The organism is Acinetobacter sp. FDAARGOS_558 (assembly GCF_003937785.1).
In the GTDB taxonomy this organism is placed as follows: Bacteria; Pseudomonadota; Gammaproteobacteria; order Pseudomonadales; family Moraxellaceae; genus Acinetobacter; species Acinetobacter baumannii.
This window is the reverse complement of the sequence record NZ_RKJH01000001.1, coordinates 2,715,015-2,740,975: the sequence shown is the minus strand read 5'-3', so window position 1 is coordinate 2,740,975 and position 25,961 is coordinate 2,715,015. Positions and strand designations below refer to the sequence as shown.

16 protein-coding genes are annotated in these 25,961 nt (G+C 41.4%); 10 read left to right on the top strand and 6 right to left on the bottom strand.

What is annotated here, in order from left to right:
- Positions 1 to 6: 6 nt before the first annotated feature.
- Entirely contained in the window at positions 7 to 2,094 is a 2,088-nt protein-coding gene (pnp, locus tag EGT34_RS13150) for a polyribonucleotide nucleotidyltransferase (protein WP_001985790.1), read from the bottom strand.
- 257 nt (positions 2,095 to 2,351) lie between these two features.
- Positions 2,352 to 2,621, bottom strand: a complete 270-nt coding sequence (rpsO, locus tag EGT34_RS13145) for a 30S ribosomal protein S15 (protein ID WP_001229357.1) — start codon at positions 2,619 to 2,621, stop codon at positions 2,352 to 2,354.
- A 212-nt stretch (positions 2,622 to 2,833) separates the two neighbouring features.
- On the opposite strand from rpsO, the gene EGT34_RS13140 reads away from it, so the two are divergent.
- Positions 2,834 to 4,132: an EstA family serine hydrolase gene (locus EGT34_RS13140; protein WP_000689285.1), complete on the top strand. Its 1,299-nt coding sequence runs from the start codon at positions 2,834 to 2,836 to the stop codon at positions 4,130 to 4,132.
- A 716-nt stretch (positions 4,133 to 4,848) separates the two neighbouring features.
- Here the strand turns inward: EGT34_RS13140 and recD are convergent.
- The 3 genes from recD to EGT34_RS13125 form a co-directional block, all read right to left on the bottom strand.
- Positions 4,849 to 6,600: an exodeoxyribonuclease V subunit alpha gene (gene recD, locus EGT34_RS13135; protein ID WP_000369434.1), complete on the bottom strand. Its 1,752-nt coding sequence runs from the start codon at positions 6,598 to 6,600 to the stop codon at positions 4,849 to 4,851.
- A 108-nt stretch (positions 6,601 to 6,708) separates the two neighbouring features.
- Positions 6,709 to 10,407 carry a UvrD-helicase domain-containing protein gene (locus tag EGT34_RS13130; protein WP_001088731.1) on the bottom strand — a complete coding sequence of 1,233 codons (3,699 nt, stop codon included), beginning with the start codon at positions 10,405 to 10,407 and terminating at the stop codon, positions 6,709 to 6,711.
- A gap of 3 nt (positions 10,408 to 10,410) precedes the next feature.
- Positions 10,411 to 14,046, bottom strand: a complete 3,636-nt coding sequence (locus EGT34_RS13125) for an exodeoxyribonuclease V subunit gamma (RefSeq protein WP_000511255.1) — start codon at positions 14,044 to 14,046, stop codon at positions 10,411 to 10,413.
- A 171-nt stretch (positions 14,047 to 14,217) separates the two neighbouring features.
- On the opposite strand from EGT34_RS13125, the gene EGT34_RS13120 reads away from it, so the two are divergent.
- Positions 14,218 to 14,724: a hypothetical protein gene (locus EGT34_RS13120; RefSeq protein WP_000687236.1), complete on the top strand. Its 507-nt coding sequence runs from the start codon at positions 14,218 to 14,220 to the stop codon at positions 14,722 to 14,724.
- A 22-nt stretch (positions 14,725 to 14,746) separates the two neighbouring features.
- On the opposite strand, the gene EGT34_RS13115 is transcribed toward EGT34_RS13120, so the two are convergent.
- On the bottom strand, positions 14,747 to 16,165 hold the full coding sequence (locus EGT34_RS13115) for a polyphosphate--AMP phosphotransferase (RefSeq protein WP_000003544.1): 1,419 nt from the start codon (positions 16,163 to 16,165) through the stop codon (positions 14,747 to 14,749).
- Positions 16,166 to 16,372: 207 nt separating this feature from the next.
- Here EGT34_RS13115 and EGT34_RS13110 point away from each other — a divergent pair, with 207 nt between their 5' ends.
- The 8 genes from EGT34_RS13110 (at position 16,373) to EGT34_RS13075 (ending at position 25,771) form a co-directional block, all read left to right on the top strand.
- Positions 16,373 to 17,080, top strand: a complete 708-nt coding sequence (locus EGT34_RS13110) for an FFLEELY motif protein (protein ID WP_000039800.1) — start codon at positions 16,373 to 16,375, stop codon at positions 17,078 to 17,080.
- A 148-nt stretch (positions 17,081 to 17,228) separates the two neighbouring features.
- Complete coding sequence (gene ubiE / locus EGT34_RS13105) at positions 17,229 to 18,176, top strand: bifunctional demethylmenaquinone methyltransferase/2-methoxy-6-polyprenyl-1,4-benzoquinol methylase UbiE (RefSeq protein ID WP_000064210.1); 948 nt, start codon at positions 17,229 to 17,231, stop codon at positions 18,174 to 18,176.
- An 11-nt stretch (positions 18,177 to 18,187) separates the two neighbouring features.
- Complete coding sequence (locus EGT34_RS13100; protein ID WP_000269705.1) at positions 18,188 to 18,856, top strand: ubiquinone biosynthesis accessory factor UbiJ; 669 nt, start codon at positions 18,188 to 18,190, stop codon at positions 18,854 to 18,856.
- A 12-nt stretch (positions 18,857 to 18,868) separates the two neighbouring features.
- The gene (locus tag EGT34_RS13095; protein WP_000612212.1) at positions 18,869 to 20,488 is read left to right on the top strand and encodes an ABC1 kinase family protein; all 1,620 of its coding nucleotides are present in this window, start codon (positions 18,869 to 18,871) and stop codon (positions 20,486 to 20,488) included.
- Positions 20,489 to 20,612: 124 nt separating this feature from the next.
- Entirely contained in the window at positions 20,613 to 21,926 is a 1,314-nt protein-coding gene (locus EGT34_RS13090; protein WP_000856580.1) for an FAD-dependent oxidoreductase, read from the top strand.
- Positions 21,927 to 22,079: 153 nt separating this feature from the next.
- Positions 22,080 to 22,853: a bifunctional phosphoribosyl-AMP cyclohydrolase/phosphoribosyl-ATP diphosphatase HisIE gene (hisIE, locus tag EGT34_RS13085; RefSeq protein ID WP_001066566.1), complete on the top strand. Its 774-nt coding sequence runs from the start codon at positions 22,080 to 22,082 to the stop codon at positions 22,851 to 22,853.
- A gap of 9 nt (positions 22,854 to 22,862) precedes the next feature.
- Complete coding sequence (locus EGT34_RS13080; RefSeq protein ID WP_000065138.1) at positions 22,863 to 24,365, top strand: UvrD-helicase domain-containing protein; 1,503 nt, start codon at positions 22,863 to 22,865, stop codon at positions 24,363 to 24,365.
- Positions 24,366 to 24,388: 23 nt separating this feature from the next.
- On the top strand, positions 24,389 to 25,771 hold the full coding sequence (locus EGT34_RS13075) for an AAA family ATPase (protein ID WP_000764524.1): 1,383 nt from the start codon (positions 24,389 to 24,391) through the stop codon (positions 25,769 to 25,771).
- The last annotated feature ends 190 nt before the right edge of the window (positions 25,772 to 25,961 follow it).

Here is a 25,961-nt window from a genome sequence, read left to right as displayed (position 1 = left end):
AAGCAATTATGCTTGCTCAATATCTTTCATAGTCAATTTGATACGACCACGATTATCAACGTCTTGAACCTGTACTTTTACTTCCTGACCTTCTTTAAGAACATCAGTTACGTTCGCAATACGCTCATTAGAGATTTGCGAAATATGAAGAAGACCATCAGTACCCGGCATGATGTTTACAAATGCACCGAATTCTACAATACGAATTACTTTACCGTCGTAGATCTTACCTGGTTCAACTTCAGCAGTAATCGCTTGAATTTTCGCAATTGCAGCTTTAGCAGCAGCTTTAGTTTCACCAAATACGCGAACTGTACCGTTATCTTCAATATCGATAGCAGCTTTAGTTTCTTCAGTGATTTGACGGATTGTTGCACCACCTTTACCAATAACATCACGGATTTTATCCGGATTAATTGTAATCACTTCGAATGTTGGAGCGTGCATTGAAATTTCAGGACGAGCACGTGAAATTACTTTGTTCATTTCATTAAGGATATGCATACGGCCAGCAAATGCTTGGTTTAATGCAACTTCCATAATTTCTTCAGTAATACCTTCAATCTTGATGTCCATTTGAAGTGCAGTAATACCGTTTGCAGAACCTGCTACTTTAAAGTCCATGTCACCAAGGTGGTCTTCGTCACCTAAAATGTCAGAAAGTACTGCGAAACGCTCGCCTTCCTTCACTAAGCCCATTGCGATACCAGCAACTGGTGCTTTAAGCGGAACACCTGCATCCATAAGTGATAATGACGCACCACATACAGAAGCCATTGAAGATGAACCGTTAGATTCAGTAATGTCAGATACAATACGAATAACGTACGGGAAGCGGTCAGCTGCAGGAAGAACTGCTTGAACACCACGACGCGCTAAACGACCATGACCAATTTCACGACGCTTAGGACCAGATTCACGACCTGTTTCACCTACTGAGTAAGCAGGGAAGTTGTAGTGCAACATGAAGTTGTCAGTTTTAGTACCAGCAAGAGTATCAACCATTAATGCATCACGAGTATTACCCAAAGTCGTTGTTACCAACGCCTGAGTTTCACCACGTGTAAATAATGCAGAACCATGTGCACGCTCAAGTACACCCACTTGTACGTCTAACGCACGAACAGTTTTGGTGTCACGGCCATCAATACGTGGTTTACCAGATAAAATGTTGTCACGTACAGTACGGTATTTAAGATCTTCAAATAAGTAGTCTACTTCGTCAGCAATACCGTCTACATCTTCTTCAGGAACGAATTGAGCAACAGCTTCAGCATGAAGTGCATCTAATGCTGCATAACGATCTTGTTTTACTGCAATGGTATAAGCTTCTGAAATTTTTGCTTCAAATGCTTCTTTTAATTTTGCACGTAATTCTTCGTTGTGTGCAGGAGCAACCCAGTCAGATGGTTTCGCACCAGCAGCAGCTGCAAATTCATTGATCGCTTGAATTGCAATTTGCATTTCGTCATGACCAAAAAGAACCGCACCTAACATTTGGTCTTCTGAAAGTTCTTTCGCTTCAGATTCAACCATTAATACAGCAGACTCTGTACCAGCAACCACAAGGTCAAGGTCAGACTGAGCCATTTGCTCAAAATTCGGGTTTAAAACATATTCGCCGTTGATTAAACCAACACGTGCTGCACCGATTGGACCACGGAATGGAGTACCTGCAATTGCCAACGCAGCAGAAGTACCTAACATAGCTGCAATATCAGCTTCCATCGTTTTGTCAGAAGAAACCACAGTTGCAGTTACCTGAATTTCGTTGTAGTAACCTTCTGGGAACAATGGACGAATTGGACGGTCAATAAGACGTGAAATTAAAGTTTCAGCTTCAGAAGCACGACCTTCACGCTTACCATATCCACCAGGGATACGACCTGCTGCATATTGTTTTTCTTGATAGTTAACTGTTAAAGGGAAGAAATCCTGACCAGCTTTTGCTGTTGGAGCAGCAACTACTGCTACCAATACAGTTACACCACCCATTGTGATTAAAACTGTATTTGCTTGACGTGCAACGCGACCCGTTTCTAAAACGACTTGATGCTGACCGAATTGAAATTCTTTACGAACGATGTTAAACATTGACATGTATTGTATTTTCCTAATTTTATTCTAGTGAGACCCCTAAGGTTTGGCATTCAGGCTACAACTATCGGTAGGTAAATGACAAAGCTTAGAAGCCATCACACTAGACCAAAAATTTTAAATAATATTAAACGCAAAGAAGGAGCGCACAAGCGCCCCTTCTATAAATCGCCTAATGGTTTATTAGACGAAACTTTCTTTTCAGAAACAAAGCATAGCAACATGCGATAAACCGAAAACAAAGCAAAATCGAATTAACGACGTAGACCTAAAGCACCGATCAAAGCAGTGTAACGCTCGTGGTCTTTACCATTTAAGTAGTCAAGCAATTTACGACGTTGGTTAACCATACGGATCAAACCGCGACGGCTGTGGTGGTCGTGTTTGTGAGCTTTGAAGTGACCTTGTAAATCATTGATTTGAGCAGTCAATAAAGCTACTTGTACTTCTGGTGAACCAGTGTCGTTTTCAGCGCGAGCAAATTTAGCAATGATCTCTGCGCGGTCTGCATTAGTTAAAGCCATTCGATTTCTCCGAGATGCTTAAAAAATAAAATGATATGAATCAGTTGAGCGCAACTGACTGCCGTGCATCACTACAGCAAGTTGCCTATTTTAAGGTATCTATATATGGATTGCAAAATAGTTTTCTGTTACCTGTCATTTTAGACACTGACATCAGCCCCTTAACCCTGCACACTTGGCCTTGAATAAAAAGAAAGAAACGCGAGGGACGTGTGAAAATATTTTCGACCAATACCTGTCCGGTACCGAATGACCTTGAATCGGTCATTCATCACAAAGATGAAGTACCTGCCGAACTAGGTGGAATGAGTGAACAGCAAGTTCAAAAAATCTGGAAAAGTATTGAGTCACTCTATAAAACCGGAAACTATCCGCTCATTACTTTTTGCTTACGTCGACAGGGGAAAATTTTATTAAATCGAAGCATTGGCTATGCTCAAGGAAACTCGCCGGCTGGTCTGCAAAAGGATGCCCTCATCGCAACGCCGGATACTCCCGTTTGTCTATTTTCAGCATCCAAAATGATTACTGCCATGTTAATTCATCTTTTAGATGAAAAGGGCGAAATCAACTTACTTGACCCCGTGAGCTATTATATTCCCGAGTATGGGGTGAACGGAAAGCGCCGTGCGACAATCTTTCATTTATTATCTCATCGTGGAGGCATTCCTTATGTTGATGGAGATGTCACACCTGAACTGCTTTTTGATAAAGATGAAATTTTAAGGCGCTTATACGCAGCAAGACCTGTTTCTCCAGCGGGAAATCACCTTGCCTATCATGCAGTAACGGCAGGTTATATCTTAGGAGAAATTATTGAACGCGTTACAGGACAAGACCTTCGCCAATTTGTGCATGAGACTATCGAAAAACCGATGGATATGCCCTATTTTAACTATGGCTTAAAACCAGAATATCGTGCTGAAGTTGCTCTTAATTGTGCAACAGGTTTGCATCCTCGTTTAGGAACAGATCATTATCTCAATCATGTACTAGGTGGAGGTTTACAACTCGCTGTAGATGTTACTAATGATAGCCGTTTTATGGATACCATCTGTCCCGCCGGTAATATTTATACCAGTGCAGAGCAAGCTGGACGCTTCTTTGAAATGCTTTTAAGTGGGGGAAGCTACCAAGGCAAACAAATTTTAAGCGAGAAAACAATTTTTAGAGCAACACTCCCTACCACAGGAGTTAACATTGACCGAACTTTATTAATACCGATGCGCTATGCCTTAGGACCAATGCTAGGCAGTAATCCGGTAGGGTTATTTGGTCCAATGACTGGACAAGCTTTTGGTCACCTCGGTTTTTCCAATATTTTGTGTTGGGCCGACCCAGAGCGTGATATCAGCGTTTCTTTGTTAACCACTGGCAAATCTGTGGTCGGTACACACCTTCCTGCTCTAGCCAATCTGCTTTATCAAATTTCGACTCAATGCCCACGAATTCCTAGAGATCAACGCCGTTCACTATTTGGTAGTGATTCGCATGAAACCGATCTGGTATAGCTAAAATTAACCCAGCGACAAAATAAAAAACCCAAGCATTTCTGCTTGGGTTTTTGGCGCTGTAGTTGTTGTTTATCGTGTTTATCGCTGTTCTTATTGTTATGTGTGAGATGCTTTCCACATCCTTCTTCTCGTTTTACTCACTTCCGTTGTTTTAGTTCTATTTCCTTATGGGATGTATTTTGTCATATCCAATTATGAAGAAAAGTAGTATTTTTCTTATCATCATGTAAGCGAAAACGTACAGGTCTGTCTAATATTTATCGTTTATCTGTAAATGCTAAATAACATACGGTTCTGTATAACATTTAACTTAACAATTCACGCGAAAAATGCTTATTTAAGAATCATATTATAAATAAATATATTAAAAATTATTGAGTTAAATAATTGATAATATAAGCAAGAAATAGGGTGAGTCATCTAAAGATTTATTCAGATATTTTGGTGGGGTTAAGACTTAAATATAAAAAAGCCCTGTAGTCTCTCCCAAAACTACAAGGCTTAGCGGCTGTAAGTTTCCTCTTTATTCACCTACATCATTGTAAGTTCGCAGTCTCTCGACTTAAGTTATTATTATTGTGCGATTTTGCCCGACATTCCTTGCCAAGCTCGTTGTGCGTTTATAATCTCAAAAACAGGGTGGGTTCTCTAGCAGCAAATATCTCGAATCCATGTAAGCTTTTTCTTACAAGGGTAAAAATATTAAGTTTGGCTTAACGAACTAACCGATTAACTTTTTCAACTAAACCGCTTTTTCTTGTCGTGCGAACTGTAAAAGATTGGAGTAATGCCTCTGGGTGAACCAATAAACTCACTACTTTTTTGGCTCGTGTAATCGCAGTGTAGATCAACTCTTGGCTTAACAAATTCTTGGCAGCCTGATCAAGAACAACAGCTGTATGGGTAAATTCAGAACCTTGTGATTTGTGAATTGTTAAGGCAAATGCACTTTGAATACTTTTAGGTAGCCGATTTGCAGCAACCCACTTATTTAAACTTGGGAAATACACTTCAAACTGTTGCGGCTGGGTTCTATGTTCAAAACATAAACCAATGTCACCATTTGAAATGCCGAGTTGGTAATCGTTATAAGTCATCATAACCGGACGGCCAACATACCATCCTCCTAAAGTCACAATACCTAGCTGTTGTTGTAACCAGCGTTCGGCATATTGATTAAGTTGCTGTAAACCAAATGGCCCATGACGTACGGCAGTTAAAATACGGTAGTCATCGAATGACTTAACGATATTTTCAATATGTTCAAGTGAACGATCATCTTGTATATAAGCTTTTAAGCTTTGCACATAGCCTTGAAAACCCACCATCAATTTTTGGTAGTAAGTTTCTAGCGCTATAGGTGACTCTTCGGGTAAGTATTCAAGCTGAACCACATCGGGCATATCAGCTTCTAAAGGTATTGAACGTAGCTCTGAAACCTGAACAATATCAATTTCAAACTGTTGTAAAACTTGCTCATGGTTGATTTGACTGGTTTGCATTTGAATAAATCGAGCAACCTGACCAATCAAAGCACCCTCTGCAAAACGACGGCTGGTTTGAAGGTGAACACGGTTTTCAGACAAAGCCTCGATTTGCTGTAAATCTGCAAGTACCGCTCCGACATCTACGGAAGCAAGCTGGTTGGCATCGCCTAATAAAATAATTCGACAAGACTCAGGAACCGCTTCAAATAATAACGTTGCCAGATTTAAGTCCAGCATAGAGGCCTCATCCACCACAATAACGTCATAAGGCAAAGGCTGTTTTTGATTAAACCGTGGAGTTTGACTATGCCCCATACCTAATAATCGATGGATAGTTTGGGTACTTTGGTTTCTTAGCTCATCACTCATTAGCCCCGACTCAAGCAGTTTGGGATCATTAAACGAGTTTTGTAAGGCTTCTTGCATACGCTGTGCAGCTTTACCCGTCGGAGCAGCCATCGCCACACGGATATGCGGAATTGCCTGACTAAGCACAGCAATAATACGAGCAAGCGTATAGGTCTTACCTGTACCCGGCCCACCTGTAATAATACTTAAGCTCTGCCGAGTCACCATTTGCAAAGCAGCTCGCTGATGAGGATCAGTTAATAAGTCTAAATGCTCTTCACATGAAACAGGTTGAATTGGTTGTTGCTTTAATCGGCGAATTTGCTCAGCTAGACGTTGCTCTAGGTTCCAATATCGGTATAATGCCAACCCCTGCCCGTCGTGGACACAAGGGGCAACTTGAGACTTTGCTTGTTCAGCAGATATCACCAGTTGGCCAAGTGTTTCTATTTGCTCTGGGCTAATCTCAATACAACTGTCACCCTGCAAGCTCGCTTCAATCAGCTGCTGCAAAAAACAAGCTGCCTCTGGAGCTTGTGTCTGTGCAGTAAACGGGGCTTGATTTAGAAAGGTACTCCAAGTCGTTAACCAGCTTAAATCGCTTTGTTCAGGGCTATTTAGATTGTCCACACACTTATCCACCTAGTTTTCCACACGCTTGTCCACATGGTTATAGACAGGCTTATCCACACCCCAAGTATTTGTTAATTCTAAAATTAGATCATTTATCAGCATTTTTTATGCAATTTTATCCTCAGCAAAGTACCCTAAAATAGCATCGAGTCGTAGAACAAATTCTGTACTTGGCTGCCAATAATAATAACCTTGCTCAGCTTCGCCATTCATACCGCGTAAGTAAAGATAAGTTGCCCCACCTAAGTGTTGTTCAATATCATAATTCTGCATTTTGACTTTTAAATAACGATGTAACGCAACCAAATACAGGCCCGCTTGTAGCCAATAGCTGGCTAAAGACATACTTTGTGCAATGCTTTCTACACTGTAATCAGCAAGGTTCTCACCCAAATAGTTACTCTTATAGTCAGCAATGTGATAACGCTGCCCATCAAAATAAACCAAGTCTATCGAACCATTTAAATATCGTGCAGAACGAGCCTCTAATAACTCTGGCATTTCCATACCATATTCAGCAAACAGCTGCTGAATACGTTTCATGGCTAGTACACGATCTGACAGGGCCAAATAAAAAGGACACTCTGATAAATAGTGCTCTGGCTGTAACCGATTTAGGCGAAAGCCTTGATATAACGGCGTGCTTAAAATCTCTTGCAACCATTCGGCCACAGCGTGATAAAGCGAATATTCCGCTTCTTGTTCTTCGGGAAAGCTTTCTTGGTATTTGATTAATAAATCTTGCCACAAACTACTGTAGTCATTTTTAAAACGACGACGTATTTTGCTTACCCACTCATCTGAACATTGAAAATCAATATGCTCAAAAATTTCATGTAAGAAATTACCTGCGAGCGTCCCTCTTGGAAAATTGCTTTTGATCCAGCTAATGGGCTGTGCTGCGGGCGCCTCAACAGAAATAACCTGATCGAGTTCATCTTCGGCTAAAACAGCTTCATGGCTCTGACTCGCGAGTAAATCTGTACCTACTTTATGTCTTAAATGCTGTGCCAGATAACTAAAACTGGTTTTGCCTCTCGAATAAAAGCGCTGATCAGGAAAATGCTGTGCCTGTATCTCAATAATATTGATGTGTTGATTTAAATGTCTTGCAGCAGGTGGTTGCTCCAAAATTATTTCATCGGTACAACAACGGTGCTGGAATGGTTCAGCTCTGTTTTTCCAAAATGCCAAACCTGAAACAGACTTGCCATCCGTATCTTGTAAGAGCGCATAAACACGATGACTTGCCCGAGTTAAAGCAACGTACCATAGACGGTTTTGTTCCGCCAAAGCCCGTTCTTCATGCTGCTTCAGCTCGGTTTCGTTTAAATATGTTTTATCGGCAATCGCAACAACACGTTGTGTTAGAGTTTGAGCCGACTCTGGAACTGTTATATCTTGGGTCGAGAAGTTAAGTGTTTTGTTATTTTCCCGAAATGGCTTGTCGGCCCCGAGCAAAAAGACAATTTTAAACTCAAGACCTTTTGACTGGTGAATGGTCATGAGCTGTACGCCAGCTTCACTCGACAACCTACGCTCTAACTCCCATTCACGATCAAGCGGTGATTGTAATTGCTTGAGATACCAGTGATAGAGATTTTGCGCGCCCTGATATTTCTCGCTATGTTGGCTCAAAATTTCGGTCAAATGACGCAAGTTCACCACAACCCGCTCATTATCTTTACTCTGGACAGCAACCAGATTTTTCCAAATGCCAAATTGGTTTAAACATTGCTGCCATGCTACTAAAAAGCCCTGAGCTGACCACAATTCCCGAATAGTATCAAAACCCGTCATAAACTGGCTTAAACCTTCGGCCGTTTGTTCGAGTTGCAACAGCTGTTTAAGGTCCATAGCAAATAAACGGCTAATCAAAGCTCGTTTCACTTTGGCCTCATCGTAAGGATGAAGAATCGCAGTGAGTAAGGCCCCAACATCCTGAGCAATTGTGCAATCAAAAACACTTCGTTTTGATGGCCGATTAACTCGTATTCCTAAACGTTCTAATTCAAATTGAACTTTATCAAGACCATCATGATTACGCGACAAGACCGCAATATCATCTTCATTTAAGGTTTGAGTCTGAGCATCTTTTTGAAAATAAAGTTGTCCTGCATGTGACTGATTGAGTAAATCACGTATTTTCCACGCGACTTGCTGTGCTTCCGTTTCCTTGTCTTTTAGCATGAGCCAACGTAAAGGATGCGGATTAGGCTGGTTTTGATCAATTAAAACCGGATGAGGTCGAGTCCCTGCCCGAATCGGGTCATATTGAACCTGTTCACCAAAGTCGATTTGCCTTTGAAATAAGGCATCAACCACTTCAACCAAGTCAGCGACTGAACGGTGGTTATGAATTAACTTATATTCACGACCATGCTTTGCCTGAATATCTTTGTAGGCATTCAAGAAGGTGAGCATATCCCCACCACGGAAACCGTAAATTGCCTGCTTACGGTCACCCACCATAATCATGCAACCTTTTTGGTAACGTTCTGGATGACGCCAAATGCTGGCAAGCATGTCATCTTGGTCTTGGTTGGTGTCTTGAAACTCATCAACCAAAATTAAGGGGTATCGAGCCTGCACAAATACGGCGAAACGTTGCCCCTGCTCGCCCTTTAAAGCTTCTGACAAAGTGCGAATTTGCTGAGAAAAAGTCGTCTCGCCCTTGTTTTGTAAAACCTGTGGTAAACGTTTTTTAACCTCTACACACAAATAGGCTTTTAAATAAATATGAAGCTGATCGAACTGTTCAGCATAGTTTTTCAGCACACCAAATAACTGCTGAATCTGCTGAATACAAGGATGCTGATAAAATCCATCCGAAATTTCGGCAGGACATTTCTTGAAAACTTTCTGATCGGCAAGCTGGCCTAAAAACTTAAAAACAAGTTCCCGTTGTACTGCCAAAGACCCATCAAAAACTAAAATACTGTCGCTTTGCTTTAAAACTTGTAATAACTGTGGCAAACATTCACTAAATAACTTATTAAATGCCCCATTACGGAATATTGTGCCGCTTACATGTTTATAGTGCTCGCCATCAAGCGAGTAATACGGTTCTAGAAGACTGATATCAATTTCTGCTGCCAGCTGTTTGAGCTGAGCAAGCTGTTCAAACTGAATGGTAGGCTTTTCAGGAAGTTTAAAGTGAGCCGAACTAAAATTCAGTGAGTCTTCGACCAGTTTGACAAAACTGTCGACACTTTTTAACTCTCCTGCCAGATACAACGCATCAATCACGGTTTGAGGTTGAGACTGTATCCATTCACGTAGTACATCATGAATCAGTTGTCGGCTATAGGTTTTGGCATCATCGGTAATTTGAGCACGTTCAATTTTGCCACTTTCAAAGGCAAACTCACGTAATAGCTTTTGGCTAAAGCTATCAAGTGTTCCGACAAACAGCTCATCCAACTGATCGATCACGAGCTTTAAACGCTCACAGGCATAGGCAATCCGTGTCGCAAAATGCTTGAGAATATGTTGCAGCAATAAGTCAGATTCTTGCTCGGCCTGTAAAAGAATCTCTTTTTCGGTCAGGCTCCGCTTGGCATCTAAGTAACGGTAGGTTTCGACCAAACGTGCACGAATTCGGCTTTTTAACTCAGCCGCAGCCGCACGGGTAAAGGTGGTCGCAATGACTTGGCCCGGTAAATATTTCTCAAGAAAAATACGGACCATTAAACTCGACAGTGTATAGGTTTTTCCAGTACCCGCCGAAGCTTCAATTAAATGCAGTCCACTAAATTCAATATCAATAATAGGTTGATAAGACACCTGTACTCTTGAGTTCATGTCTTACTCCGAATGTTGAAATTGAAAAACCGGATGATACAGGTCATAGGCAAACTCATCACAAGCATGTTGAAGTAATGCTTGTGCATCTTGTTCTTGCAAAATGAAACGCCAGTCTTGATGTAACTTACACGCTTCATTTTGTGTCATATCAATAGAGGTAAATGTCCCCGTTTCATTCCAGTATTTTAACAGCTCCGCATAGCTCTTCTCATCCAGTTTTATTTTTTCTGTCGGATTTGTTGTTTCCCACTGATATGCCTTGGCTTTTTCAAGTGGCTTTAATAATAAAGCTGCTGGTAACACGAGTGGCTGCTGTTGAGCATAACGCCAGATTTTAAACCACGGTTGTAAATACTGCCGAGCTTGCTCTGAACTAATACCCTTACAGATGACGGTTTGGTCACTAAAAACCACAATACGGCGTCTTTCAGTTCCTGCACTTCCTTCATTTAAATAGGCCAACCAAAGCAGGTACTCTAACCAGACTTTTGCACGTCTTTTTGCCCGAGCACTTGATGCTTCCATGCTGACCCAATCCTGAGTTTCAGATTTTGGCACCGTAATATTCATATGAAGCTGTTTGGCAATTCGCCACACACGCTGAGTCGTTTGTGTCACGGCTGACGCATAATGATGAAGGCGCTCAAGCAAACATTCCTGTTCAAAAATGCCCTGTTGCCATGCGCTGTATTGAACTTTGCCTACAGGCAACTGATCAAGTAGGACTTCAGGCTGTGCCTGCTGTTCGTTTTGCTGTAAAAAATGTCGAATGGTATAACGGCCCAAACCATCTAAAAGCAAAGGTTCATTCTGATCTAATACGCCTACATTTCCTAAGTTTTCTACGCCCAAAGTTTTTAAATATAAGCGTGCAGGAAAAGTCACATCCTGTATCCACTGATGGCTGTCTAAAACCAACATGTCAGGTATTTCTAAAGGATAAGATATATTTGCCCAAGGCTTAAGAACACCGGAAGCTTGCTGAATTTGCATCGCCACGTTAAACCAGTGATCTTGATAACGAATATAGCGGTTTTCGGCCATAAAACCTTTAGGGTCAAACGGCTGTAAATAATGTAAGTGATAGAGCTGTTTTAATTGAGAGGGAATTTCAATACCTTCAATCACTTCTCGATCGGGTGCATTTGGTTCCGGCTTTACAATAAGTGCAAGATGCTCACGGAACTCTTGAAGAATACTAGAAGGATCTCTCACCTCACCGTCATTGACATCAAAGCCGTTATAAAACAGCCATAAGTTTTCTTGAGCTAAAAGTAAGGCGTCTAAGAAAGCGCCTTGGTCATCCTCAAGACGGGAACGGTCACCTAATTGTTGACGTAAGGCATCCATCAAATCAAATGGCACATGGGTGTCTCGATTTGGAAACTGCCCCGCATCAAGGTTCAACATCACAATTAAACGATAAGGTAAAGGACGAATTTGTCCAATCTGGGCAAAGGTAATCTGTCCAGTCGGTTCAGCTTGAGCCGTTTGATTTTCTAAAGTTCGCTGAATCTCATCCAGAATATAAGGCAAAGGCAAGGTGATTTTACGTAAGGTGCCTGTTTCTGTCTCGGCATAGTAGCTTGCGAGCGTTAACATACGCTCTTGTTTTTTTACAATTTCCCGCGCAGTTTTTAAAGCAGCAACACCGGCCTGCTCAAACTCAATAATATCTTGCGAGAGTATTTGCAGCCAGTATTCCACCGTATGACTTTTTTTCTGCTCATGCATAATGAGCCAGTCACGGCGTTCATTTAAATCTTGATAAATTTGAATGAGTGTACCAATAAGCTCAAAATCGCCCGGTTGAACCTTAGCGTAACTCAGCACCTGATTAAATGTAGCATGTTCGGGAATTGCTATGCCGAGCGCTAACCGCTCTAAAGCAAATTTAAAGCTATATCGATAATCATCATCGCCGTCACATAAACTACGTTTCAGATGTTCTGCATCAAGCCCACGTTTAAACCCTGCATCGGCAAGTAAATTTAAAATTCGCTCTACTTGAGCATATTCAAGTGCATAACGCTGTTGAGTCGCGTGTAAACCAAGCCAGTCAGCAAACTCATCAAAGCTAAATCGCCCTTGCATAAGGTGAATACGCCCAATCACGGCACGCCATGCATTAAGTGCATCGAGTGAGGCAATTCCTGCTATTTTGACAGGCAAATGCACGCCTTGCTCAGTCGCTGTAGCAGGAAAAACACTTCGTATTAAAGGCTCTACTTCTGCCAAATTAGGAACTAAAACCAAAATATCATTTGGACGACGCGGCTGTTCGTGCGGTTTTGCCAACCAGCCAATCAATTGTTCTTTCAATACTTCAAGTTGCCGTAATGTCGAGTGGCAGACATGAATCTGAATTGAGTCATCGTTAGGGGCAAGCTCATACTGCTTTGCTTGGGGCTCCACCAAGTGCAAAATATCTGACTGAACTTTGCCAAGTAAACTTTCAGGAAAATCATCGACAAAAGCATCCACCCACTTACCTTCTTCACCTGTAGACAAGTTTGAGAGTAATGAGAAGTGGTCGCGGGCTTGTTTGCCCAATCTTGTTAACAGCGGATGTCTTGACTCACGCGCCTCAGCATTAAAATTAAGCGTAAATTTATTAAAGAAATCGGCAATTTCCGCATCGGTCGCTTGGGGGTTCTTCGCTATAAAACGCTCTTTTACCCCTAAGTCATAGCGCTGTTTCCAGAGTGGGTCGACACTATCGGCCCAATATTCTTGCGAAGGGTTATAGTGCAAAATCAAAACATCAATGTATTGCCCTAAACGACGTAAAAACTGAAGCTGGCTGGGTGGTAAATCCAGTAAAGTAAAAATGACTATTTGCTCCGGCAAACGAGCCAATGCCTTCTTCTGGCGCTCAGGATGCTCTAACTCTTGCCAAAACAACTCATCAATTTGCTGCATTTGCATAAAATCATCATGAAAATGCTGCTGCCATAACCAGCGCTGCCAACGCTCTAACTCTTGGGTTTGCTGTAAAGTAAAAGCAGAAATTTCTTTATCTTTCTGCGCAATATACTTTTCGATATCGAGTGATCGTCCTTGTCCCCATGCTGCTAACCAGTTATTTGGACAAGTACAGGTATTTTCACAACCACGCTGGCACTGTCCCCGATAGACCATATAGTTACTAAATAAATCGGCAACCTGCTCGGCAACCCAATACAACATTTTTTGTTTTTTTAGCTGCTTCTCAATACCTTGTTCAAGCCGATCTGCGCTGTCATAAATACGTTGAACAATAGAATGCAGTGGATGAGAGCTATCTATACTCATAACTTCAGGCTGAATAAATTCCTGTAAGGCTTGATGTACACGCCATTTAAAAATCAAGCGTGGAATATTGGCTTTACGAACCTGCTCCTTATGCGCCGTGAGGACCTGTTGATAGGCATACCACTGAAACCCGCGCACACGTTGGTGAAACTGGTAATTAGCGCTCATTCCCTGCTGTTCTGCAAGTTTTTGTATCAGCCACTGCTCGATGGCAGGACTTGGCACAATGAAATGCTGGGCTTTCAAAACCTGTAATGGATGCGTTGACGGCTGGGACGTAGATGCCAGTACGCCCTGCAACAACACATCAATACGTTGACTTTGAATAACATGGATACCCATTTATTTCATATCCTACTCGCATAATTTATGCACAAAATCATAAACATTCATTACTATACAACTGAATCTGACTATGTCACGTTGGTTTAAACACAGCATAATCTCATTTTAGGTGTCACTTACCTTGTGTTGGCAAGGCACCTTCAAGGAACACATTACAGGTAAAACATTATGAAAATTGATAACATTCCTGACTATATTGATCCTAGCCTAAATCTGGAACAAATTCGCGATGAGTGCCAAGAACTCATTCAGAAAAGAGCTTACGTCTCTGCTGGTGCAGCAATTGTACCCATTCCTTTTTTTGACGTGGTAGTAGATTTGGGAATTTTGTCACAGCTTATTCCCGATATTAATTCCCGTTTTGGTTTAGCGCCTGAACATGTCAGTGTCTATGATCCAAAAACAAAAACAATTCACTGGGATGAATTACGAAAACGCGGCTTTCAATTTTCAGGCTTTGTGGTCGCTCGCACTACCGTTAAAAAAACCTTTAACGGTTTCTTTGGAAAGATTGTTACCAAACAAGTGACAAAATTCGTTCCACTAGGTGGGCAACTTGTCGCAGCAAGTTTAGGCTATTTTATGATGAAAAAAATAGCCCAAACTCATCTAAATGACAGCTACAACCTTGCTAAACGTATTCAACAAAAAAGTCGTGGCACGGTTGTAAACTAAAATCTAACTTACGGCTGAGAGTTTAATCTGCTCTCAGCTGTTTTAAAATAGCTCTTAACACTTCTAAGCGTGCAGTGTATTTATCGTCTGTTGCGACAATATACCAAGGCGCATATTCGGTACTGGTTCGCTCAAACATATCTGCAGCCGCCTTTAAATAATCATCCCACTTATCACGGTTACGCCAATCTTCGGCAGTAATTTTAAAGCGTTTGTGCGGTGTCTCTTCTCTGGCTTTAAAACGCTGCTCTTGCTCATCCTTACTAATTGCCAGCCAAATTTTTACCACAATCGTTTGACTATCAAATAAGTCTTTTTCAAAGCGATTGATTTCGTCATATGCCCTTTGCCATTCGATAGGTGAAGCAAATCCTTCAACACGCTCGACCAGCACACGACCATACCAGGTACGGTCAAAAATGGTAATTTTTTCAGCTTCATTAATACGATTCCAAAAACGCCACAAATACGGGTGTCTTGCTTCGAAACGTTCAGGCGCCCCAATACAGTGAATATCATATTCACGCGGGTCTAAGTTTTTAACAATTCGCTTGATGGCACCCCCTTTACCCGCAGCATCCATCCCTTCAAATGCAATCACCACATTACGTTTATCAAAGCGCATGGTATCGGCAATTTTTTTACTGAGTTTGTCGAGCTCTTTTTTATATTCGGCTTTATCCATTTTTTCCTGAGCAGGTTTTAATAAACTCTCGGGAATTTTTGCCTGCTGCCATTTACCTTTGACTTCAGTTTCATGTTCAGGCAGCTGACGCATGTGTTGTAAAAGATACTGAGCAAAAAATTGATCGCGCTGTTTTTCATCTTCCCCATCAATAATGTACCAATCGTCGGTAAAGCGACGGCGTAGCTTTTGCAAAGTGTCATATTGTTTTTTATTACGCCAGTCTAGGCCGTGAAGCTTATGCCAATGCTGTTCAGATGGATCTATTTTATCTAACCGTTTTTGGAGTGATTTCCACGAAAGATCAAACCAAACCTTAATGACATCGACATAGTTATTTTTTAGGTCCTGTTCAAACGCTCGCATATTTTCAACATAAGCATCAAAACGCGCATCATCCAAAGGTTCTGACACATGAGTTGCCGTAACCAACAAATCGCTATACCAGTTGCCAAACATCACCACAATTTGGCCTTCAGTCGGAATAAATGCTGAATAAGACTGCCAGAATGCTTCAGAGTCTGTCAGCACACGTGGTGCATCTGCTTTCACCCGCAGATATCTTGGATCTAGCCACTCACGAAGCTGTTTAACCGCTTCCCCTTTTCCAGCTAACTCGATACCACTCATTAAAATGAGTGTGCTTTTGGCATTGGGTTTTCCTCGGCTTTCTTTTAAAGCATATTGTGCTTCAATTAAATCAACTGAAAGCTGTTCTTCGTCTCGTATTTCAAATTTTGGTTGTTGTTCACTCATGGTCCACTGCTCTAATCTTTTTATTTAATTTCGCCATTATTTAACTTATGCGCTTGGATGATGAATTGCTATACAAATTATGTCATTGCAACATGATTTAACCTGAAAATTGACGCATAAATCATTTTTTTTACATCTACTCGCCATAGTAGAAGGTTACAATGCCTCTTATGATTTTTTGTAAATAGCCCAATATTAGAGCCTTACATGTCTAAACTCGCTGCTTTTGATGAACTTTTACAACAATATAAAACATTTAATTATCACGACAATCCAGTGCTTGCCCAACGTTTGCAAGATGTACAAACATGGCTAAAAGAACGGATGAAAGAGACGCATCACGACTTTTTTAATTTACCAGAACACAAACTGATGGCTCAGTACTTTTTAAACCGTTTATATGGTGGACCAGAGTTCGATGCGCTTGCAGCACAAATTGAACGTTTATTGAAATATGCACATAAAGCAGAAAAGGTTTTACCTGAAAACGCAATTAAGACAGGTACAAAGTCGGTAAGTTTGGCTGTACTTGCCACTCAACTTGATGAACAAGTAGCAATGCAGCTTCTTGAAGACTATCCGGCAGATACTGTACTTACCGACGAGATCATGCGCTTAACCTTAATCAAGCTTGATCAGGCCGAAGCCCGTTACCAGCAGCTTGCCCTTCTTGACGATTTAGGAGCAGCACTCGATAAATACATGCGTTCATTTATGATGTTTACTGCTTTTAAAATGTGTAAAGGTATTGCACAAAAATATCACTTCGAATTGATGTATGATTTTATTCAAGATGGTTTTAGCGCAATGAAACCTTTAAAATCGGCTGAGGCCTTTATTAAAACTTTTACGGAAAAAGAACGCCAGATTGTTGAAAAAGTACATTCAGGACATCCGAATCCGTTTAGAGTGTGATAAGGTCGGCACATAGAAAAAACTCAACCTCACGAAGTTGAGATTTTATTCATTATATTTGCATGATGATGCCTGTAAAAATAGACAAAATCTGTCATCATGCAGAACTTATTCCGTTTCACTTGAGTTTGAGTCTAGGAGAGACAATATGTCTAACGAAAACCAAAAGCCAACATCTCCAACTGAGCAGGCACAAAGTTCAGACAAAGTTAGCCCATTCCTAAGCTCACCGTTACCTCAAGGTACCCCTCAAGGGCAACAACAATCTTTACAGCAAACCTTAACAGATACGCCTGTGAATGGTTCTGTACCTAAATACAATTTACCACGTGGTGCAGGCAACACTGGCAACGTTGGTGAAACAACACACTTTGGTTATTCAACAGTTCGAACTGAAGACAAAGCACAAAAAGTTGCTGAAGTTTTCCACTCGGTTGCAAGCAAATATGACCTTATGAATGACTTGATGTCATTTGGTATTCACCGTTTATGGAAACGCTTTGCAATTAACATGTCTGGTGTTCGCCGTGGCCAACACGTGTTGGATATTGCAGGTGGTACAGGTGACTTAGCAAAAGTATTTAGCCGTGAAGTTGGTCCACAAGGTCATGTGGTACTTTCAGACATTAACGAATCTATGCTCAATGTAGGTCGTGACCGTCTAATTGATGCAGGCTGCACCAATGTCGATTTTGTACTTGCCAATGCTGAAACTTTAGAACCATTTGCAGACAACAGCTTTGACCTTGTCACCATTAGCTTTGGCTTACGTAACGTGACAGATAAAGACGCAGCGCTTGCTTCTATGTTCCGTGTGCTTAAGCCAGGTGGTCGTTTACTTATTCTTGAGTTTTCTAAACCAGTATTTGAGCCATTCTCAAAACTTTATGACCTTTACTCATTCACTGCTTTACCGATTATGGGTAAATTGGTTGCCAATGACTCAGAAAGTTATAAGTACTTGGCTGAATCAATTCGCATGCACCCAGACCAACGCACCTTAAAAGGTATGATGGAAAATGCTGGCTTCCAGAACTGTGACTATCACAACCTGACTGGCGGTATTGTTGCTGTTCACCGCGGTTTCAAACTGTAAGGGATAACGATATGTGGTCGATTCTGGCACTCGGTGCAGTCGAACGTATCATTCATCATCTGATCGATCTGGATGCATTAACCCGCATTCAGCTCAATCAGCTACAGGGCAAAATGTTGCGTGTTATCATCGATAGCCCGCAACTTTCTGTTGATGTATTCTTTGACCAAGAAAAAGTACGTCTTGAACCTACCGTTACAGGGCACAGTGAAAAGCCATCTATTTTTGAGCAGCGCCCTTTTGATCCACAATTTAAAATTTCTGAAGCCACTGCAACTTTGCATGTCAAAGATGTCGTTGAACTGATCAAATTATTATTAAGCGATCCAGACCAGATTGGTAATATCCCGCTTCAAGGTGATTATCACCTCTTGCAGGATATTCAAAAAATTATGCAGCAAGCTGAACCTGATTTAGCTGCGCATCTATCAAAATGGGTTGGTCCTCAACTCGCTCACGAAATCGGTAAGATTCAACTTGCACCAAAACATTTAAAACGCTCTCTTCAAAGTCATCTATTTTTTGCTGAAGATGCCTTAAAAGAAGACAGCGGTTTATTTGCCCCACGTTGGGAAATGGACGATTTAAATCAGGCTACGCGTAAGCTTAATCAAGACATTGATCGTCTAGAAGCTAAATTGCAGCAGCTCAATGCACAACTACAACCCACTCAAGACTAGGTAAGACTTTATATGATTCCGCACGTTTCACGTTTACTCGAACTTTGGCGTATTGCAGCGCACTATAGACTCGATACGTTGTTCCCTGCGGATGAATTACCTGTTAAAGCTAAGCATGCATTGAATATTATAAAAATGCATCCGGCAGCATGGTCTAGTCGTGAACGCAAAAATCCTTTAAAGCTTAAAGAAGCTTTAGAAGATATGGGGCCGCTTGCAATTAAGCTTGGACAACTCCTGTCAACTCGCCGTGATTTGATTCCACCTGAAATACTCGCCCAACTGGTTTTGCTTCAAGATCAGGTCAAACCTTTTGATGGAGAAGTTGCCAAACAACGTATTCAAGATTCTTTAAAAGCAGACGTAAATACACTATTTGCTCGCTTTGATGACCAACCCCTTGCTGCTGCCTCAATTGCACAAGTTCATACAGCGGCACTACATGATGGACGTGAAGTTGTTGTTAAAGTTACTCGTCCAGACATTCGTAGCCAGATTTTACAAGACTTTGAAATTCTGGCTTGGCTAGGCAACACCTTAGAAAGTCGTCTTGAAGCTGCCCGTGCATTACATTTATCTGAAATTATTCAAGACTACCGCCAAATCATTTTAAATGAGCTGGACTTGAGTATTGAGGCAGATAACACCCGTCGTATGCGCCATTACTTCACTGATTCAACCATGATGTATGTGCCAGAAGTCTACATGGACACCAAAGATGTGATGGTGGCTGAGCGTATTACTGGTGTCCCTATTTCAGATACGGCAACCTTTGATCGTTTAGGTATGGACCGCGCACAACTTGCAGAAAAAGGGTTAACCATTTTCTTTACGCAAGTATTCCGCGATAACTTTTTCCATGCCGACATGCACCCCGGTAATGTCTTTGTAGAAACCATTAACCCAAGCAATCCACGCTTTATTGCGCTGGACTGTGCAATTATGGGTGAGCTATCTAAACACGACCAAATGACGGTTGCCCGCATGTTACTTGCTGTCATGAACAGCAACTTTATGCAGCTCATTCAAATTGTGCATCAAGCTGGCTGGATTCCACCGGGTACAGACCAAGACGCGTTAGCACGTGAAATGCGCCGTACTGTTGGACCAATGGTGTCTAAGCCAATGGACCAGCTTGATTTTGCGGGTATCTTAATTCAAGTGATGGATATTGCCCGTCGCTTCCATTTAGAAATCCCGCCACAACTCATGCTGCTACTCAAAACTTTGGTGCATGTAGAAGGCCTAGGTACGGACCTTTATCCGCAGCTCGACATCTGGAAATTGGCAAAACCAATTTTGACAGAATGGGTCAAATCTAATATGAACCCAGTCAAAAATGTAAAAGAGCTTGGTCAGCAATTACCAGACCTGCTTTTAGGCGCTCAAGATTTCCCAAGTTTAATTATTGATAGCTTAAATGGTTTAAAAAATCAGTCTGCTTGGCAAGATCGTCAGTTACGTGAAATTCAACAGCTTCGTTTACAAATGGAACACCAACAACGTCGTAGCTGGATGTTTGGCAGTACTATGCTAATTTTGCTAACTATTGCGATTATTAGCCCTTGGTTTGTATCTATTATTTTGATTGTGTTGAGCAGCTTATTGGCGCTTTGGCGTGTATTGAAATAACTTCCAAGTCCCTTGCCCATGCAAGGGATTTCTTTATGGGTAAAACTTATAATTTAAAAAAATATAGATCAATTATCCGTTCATTGCTAAATTTAGTTTTATGAATGCTTGAAAAGAACAAACAATGAAAACACCTCATTTTGCCATTATTGGTGCAGGCACGGCAGGTTTAGCCACTGCGATTTTGCTCGCCCGTGAAGGCAACCACGTTACTATTTTTGAACAAGTTGATGAGTTATCTCCGGTAGGTGCAGGTTTACTGCTACAACCTGCGGGCTTAGCCGTATTTGAGCACTTAGGTGTGCTCGACAAAGCCCTAACCTTAGGTGCGAAAGTCACAGGCTTAGAAGGACAACTTCCAGACAAGCGTCTTTTAGTTAACAGTCACTATCGCGAAGCATCAACAAATCTTTATGGTCTAGGTATACACCGAGCCACTTTATGTCACGTTCTCACTCAAAAACTTAGCGAATATTCAAGCCAGATTACCTGGTGCATGAATCATTCCGTTGAAAGTTTTGTAGAACATAACGATGAAGTTCGGCTATTCGGCAGTCATCAAAATCAAAAGTTTGATGCTTGCTTTGATGGACTACTCATTGCCAATGGTGCTCGTAGTCAATTACGCCCTAAAGCATGGGTAAAGGTTGACAAAGCTTATCCTTGGGGGGCTGCGTGGAGTATCGTGCCTGAGTGCCAAGTCCTCGATTCTGAAATTCTGCATCAATTTTATGATCGCTCGAAAATTATGATGGGAATTCTTCCTACGGGAGCGATTCCAACCGAACCTCAACAGCGCCTTTCAAGTGTTTTTTGGAGCTTACCTACGCCACAATTACAAAGTTTTTTGCAAGATGAGCAGGCTAAACAAGCTTGGTTAAAGCAAGTCTCAGAACGTTGGCCCAAAGTTGCAGAGTGGCTCAAAGAAATTTTGTATAACAGTCAAACTCAGCCCAAATGGCTATCTGCAAACTATCGTGATGTCGTCATGACTCAATTTGGTCAAGGTCGAATTGGGGTAATTGGAGATGCAGCTCATGCGATGAGCCCACAGTTGGGACAAGGGGCCAATATGGCATTATTAGATGCTTGGGCTTTTTCTCAATCATTGCGACATGCTCAAAAAAACCAGAATATTGATTGGCCCCTACTCTGGCAGCATTATCACCAGCTTCGCGGTTCATCCACCCAGTTTTATCAATTTCTTAGTCGCTTACTAACACCACTTTATCAATCTGACCATTGGTGGGCGGGAGGTTTAAGAGATTTAGTTTTCCCTTGGATGTATCAAATTCCTTATTTTCGAAAAGAAATGGCCATCACAATTTCAGGTTTAAAGACAGGACCATTCCGCCATCTTGAATATGATCAAGTAGCTCAATTACCTAAAGAAAGCAGTACGTTTCATTTAAAAAGTGAATCTCTGACTGATTTTTAAAAGTAGCCGAGCACAAGCTACTCATTACGCTGGGAGAGACAAAAAGGACAAAGAATTTTTCCGCAAAGTGGCGTTGATGCCGTACACTATACAAGCTATTTTTAGCATCTGACTGAAATCAATTTATAGTTCATATTTCTTTGGTGATTCCTCATGAATAACACGCAATGGCTCGATGAAGTAAAATTTAACGAACAAGGTCTTATCCCTGCCATTGCTCAACATCATCAAACCGGACGTATTTTGATGGTGGCGTGGATGAACCGTGAATCACTCGCACTCACAGCAGAAAAAAATCAGGCTGTGTATTTCTCCCGTTCTCGCCAAAAACTTTGGCACAAGGGTGAAGAATCAGGTCATTTCCAAACGGTATATGAAATTCGTCTGGACTGCGATGGCGACGTGATTGTATTACAGGTTGAGCAACATGGCGGTATCGCATGTCATACAGGTCGTGAGTCTTGTTTCTACCGTAAACTCACCCCACAGGGCTGGGAAATTGTCGATGCACAGTTAAAAGACCCTACTGCAATTTATGGCGACAAAGCCAAAGCTGAAAATCACGATCATGCTCATACTACTGAACAAGTGGATGTACTTGCTCACTTAGGGCAATTGATGCAAGAGCGTAAGCAAGCAGAAGCAGACACTTCATATGTTGCAAGCCTCTACAAAAAAGGCATCAATAAAATTTTAGAAAAAGTCGGCGAAGAAGGTGTAGAAACCATTATTGCTGCGAAAGACTACGCTGCTCAAAATACAGAAAGCAATTTAAATGACTTGATTTATGAAACTGCCGATTTGTGGTTCCATAGTATTGTCATGTTGGGTTATTTCGATCTTAATCCACAACTTATTATTGACGAGTTAGGTCGTCGTCAGGGTTTATCTGGTTTAGTTGAAAAAGCTAACCGCAATAAGGTTTAAAATCACTCAGTGTCGAATATCGAAAAACCTAAAGCCACCTATGAGCAAGCAATTGCCATAGATAACGCACGTCTTGGGCAATCATTTAAAGTGATTGCCTATGCGGGCACAGGTAAAACTACTACGTTGCAAATGATTAGTGATGCCATGCCTGAACGGCGTGGTATGTATTTGGCTTTTAACAAAGCCATTGCTGGTGAAGCTCAAAACAAATTTCATCGCAATGTAGACTGCCGTACTTTTCACTCACTCGCCTTTCGCAGTGTGCCACGTGGCGTAACTGATAAATTACGTTTACCTCGCTTAAGCCCAAGCTTTATTGCAAAAGAATATCGACTAGAACCGATTACCTTACGGCGCATGATGGGTGGACGTTATGAAAAATACGTCTTAATGCCAAGTCGCCTAGCGAGTCTTGTCGCCAATGCGGTGAGCTATTTCTGTTCGACCAGTTCTCAATATCCAGCGCCTCGACATATTCAGGCGCCAAACTGGTTACATCCAGACGATATTACTGCACTTCAAACTCACCTTTACCCGGCAGTAGAACGTCGCTGGTTAGAGTCCATCGATCCAAACCATCAAGCCGGAATTGGTCACGATATTTACCTCAAACTTTGGGCATTATCTGAGCCTAATATTCCGGCCGATTATGTCTTATTTGATGAAGCACAAGATGCTGACCCTTTAATGCTAGGTATTTTGCTTCGTCAAAAAAGTACTCAGGTTATTTATGTAGGCGATGCCCACCAGCAAATCTATGCGTGGCGTGGTGCAGTAAATGCCATGCAACAACTGCCTTTGCCTGAGTCTCGCCTAACGACCTCTTTTCGTTTTGGAGAGGCAATTGCCGATGTCGCCAATGCGTTGCTAGGCGGCTTAAATGAGACAGTTCCTTTGCTTGGTAATCCGAACCAGAAATCAAGTGTAGTCAATAAACCGCATACAAAAATGCGTGATGCGATTTTGTGTCGTACCAATGCTCGCGCAATGGAGCTGTTATTGGCAGGCTTAGTTCACGGCGATAAAGTGAGTTTGCAAGCTGACCATCAAAAACTAAACCGCTTTGTAGATGCTGCAAGTCTCTTAAAGCAAGGAAAACGAGTTACTGACGTTCCTGAGTTGGCATGGTTTAACTCATGGCATGATGTTCATGAGTACTGCGAAACCAATGAAGGAAGCGATATTAAACCATTGGTTAAGCTGGTAGATGATCACGGCACTGACCCATTAAAAAAAGCACTTGCAAAGATTACTCCCCTTGAGCAAGCTGACTATGTCATCTCGACTGCCCATAAAGCGAAAGGGCTGGAATGGAACCGTGTCCATATTGAAGACGACTATCAATTTAAAATTAATGGATTAGAGCATAAGATTACAGATGAAGAGTTAAGATTACTGTACGTTGCCTGTACTCGTGCTAAAGTAAGTCTAAATATCCATCATCTTTATGATCTGATACAACAATTAAAACTAAGGGCGCCTTTAAGTCTTCGTCAGTCGGTTGGTTGAAGCGCTCATAATTAGGTGAGCCTATGAAACTTGAATCTATCCAATTTAAACATATTGCTCTGTTTCATGACCTAAAAATACAGTTTCAATATGACAAACAACCGATTACTTTAATTTTAGGCGAGCAAGCAACTGGCAAAAGTATGCTACTCAAGCATATTTATCATGCTTTAACGTGGTTTCCTGCGCGCCTTAAAGATGCACGCACCCCAGGCATTGTCATGCCAGATCAGGACATTAGCCATTCTCGTTTGCAGTCTAAAATAGAAGTCAGCATCCAGATTCCACCGGAATTTGGACAGCTCCCTGAAACCACTTCAACCCAGCAAACCGACACATCTCTTTGTAGCTGGAAACTGTTCAAGACCTTAAATTCAAGTGGCGTAGGGATTAGTCAAGTTGAAACCCAGCAGCTCGATCAAACCATTACCCTTTATCATCAAGTCACAAGAAAAGACCCACTTCAAGGTCTTCCCTTACTCGCTTATTATCCGTCAGAGCGATTTGTTAACGATATAAATTTACTGAATAAAAATTTACCGGGTATTACTCAGTCTATTTCTGCTTATGACATTAGCTTTATTCCGTTTACCACCTTCGCCCGCTTTTTTGAGTGGTTACGTGAAATTAGCGATATTGAAAATGCGCAAGCGGCTCATGTTGTGCAGCGAATTATTTCGAAACAATCCAATTCACAAGATCAGGAAGAAATTTTACGTCAGCTACAACTTGAATTGGCAGGACACCCTAAACAGCTTCCTTCACCTAATTTGTACGCATTAAAATCGGCGTTAAAGATTATTTTTCCTGAGCTTGAAGACTTTTATTTGCAATATCACCCAAAACTTCAACTTATGGCACATTACAAGGGTGAAGTCTTGGCCTTTCAACAACTTTCCAACACCACTAAAACATGGATTGCACTCGTAGGCGATGTGGTTCGCAGGCTTTGTTTGCTCAATCCGTTGAGCTTAGACCCTTGTCTTGAAGGTGAAGGCGTTTTGTTAATTGACCAGATCGATTCACAACTAGATGCAGCACATTGCTCAGAAATTTTAAATCGTCTTCATCGCGCATTTCCACGCTTACAAATTATTGTGACTGGAAGCCGTGAAGAATTGCTTGAACATGCAGCCGCATATCAATGTTTTAAATTAGAGCATGGAAAAATAAGTCCACTTGATTTAAATACTACTCAGCAGCAACTCGAACATCTTTATACGTTATTACAACGAGATGAAGCGTTAACGCCACATATGGATCCCTTACCGCTTGATACCGAGCCGGCAACAGCTCAAATTGATAGTTTGTACCAACAAATCCAAAATCTAAATGAACAGCAAAAAAATGAATTATTACGTATGATTCATGCAGGAGACACCTCGGAAGAAACCTCCTCTCTTTAAAATTTATTATCCATTTCGCTCAATTTTTATAATAAAACCGAATTCGCTAAATATATGATGAAATCTGGTTTTTTGAGCTGGAAAATCACTAGATGTTGTTACCACATGTAATAACATCAGATTTTTAATGATTTTTTAGTGTACAATAAATTTCATTTTGCGTTTTTATTATTCAAGTTGCGCAATACAA

Bases quoted from the DNA above. Each gene is read 5' to 3' on its own strand.
- EGT34_RS13130 (WP_001088731.1), bottom strand. From the start codon at position 10,407: ATGAACTCAAGAGTACAGGTGTCTTATCAACCTATTATTGATATTGAA.
- hisIE (WP_001066566.1), top strand. From the start codon at position 22,080: ATGAATAACACGCAATGGCTCGATGAAGTAAAATTTAACGAACAAGGT.
- pnp (WP_001985790.1), bottom strand. From the start codon at position 2,094: ATGTTTAACATCGTTCGTAAAGAATTTCAATTCGGTCAGCATCAAGTC.
- EGT34_RS13120 (WP_000687236.1), top strand. From the start codon at position 14,218: ATGAAAATTGATAACATTCCTGACTATATTGATCCTAGCCTAAATCTG.
- ubiE (WP_000064210.1), top strand. From the start codon at position 17,229: ATGTCTAACGAAAACCAAAAGCCAACATCTCCAACTGAGCAGGCACAA.
- EGT34_RS13075 (WP_000764524.1), top strand. From the start codon at position 24,389: ATGAAACTTGAATCTATCCAATTTAAACATATTGCTCTGTTTCATGAC.
- EGT34_RS13110 (WP_000039800.1), top strand. From the start codon at position 16,373: ATGTCTAAACTCGCTGCTTTTGATGAACTTTTACAACAATATAAAACA.
- EGT34_RS13100 (WP_000269705.1), top strand. From the start codon at position 18,188: ATGTGGTCGATTCTGGCACTCGGTGCAGTCGAACGTATCATTCATCAT.
- EGT34_RS13125 (WP_000511255.1), bottom strand. From the start codon at position 14,046: ATGGGTATCCATGTTATTCAAAGTCAACGTATTGATGTGTTGTTGCAG.
- EGT34_RS13115 (WP_000003544.1), bottom strand. From the start codon at position 16,165: ATGAGTGAACAACAACCAAAATTTGAAATACGAGACGAAGAACAGCTT.
- rpsO (WP_001229357.1), bottom strand. From the start codon at position 2,621: ATGGCTTTAACTAATGCAGACCGCGCAGAGATCATTGCTAAATTTGCT.
- EGT34_RS13095 (WP_000612212.1), top strand. From the start codon at position 18,869: ATGATTCCGCACGTTTCACGTTTACTCGAACTTTGGCGTATTGCAGCG.
- EGT34_RS13090 (WP_000856580.1), top strand. From the start codon at position 20,613: ATGAAAACACCTCATTTTGCCATTATTGGTGCAGGCACGGCAGGTTTA.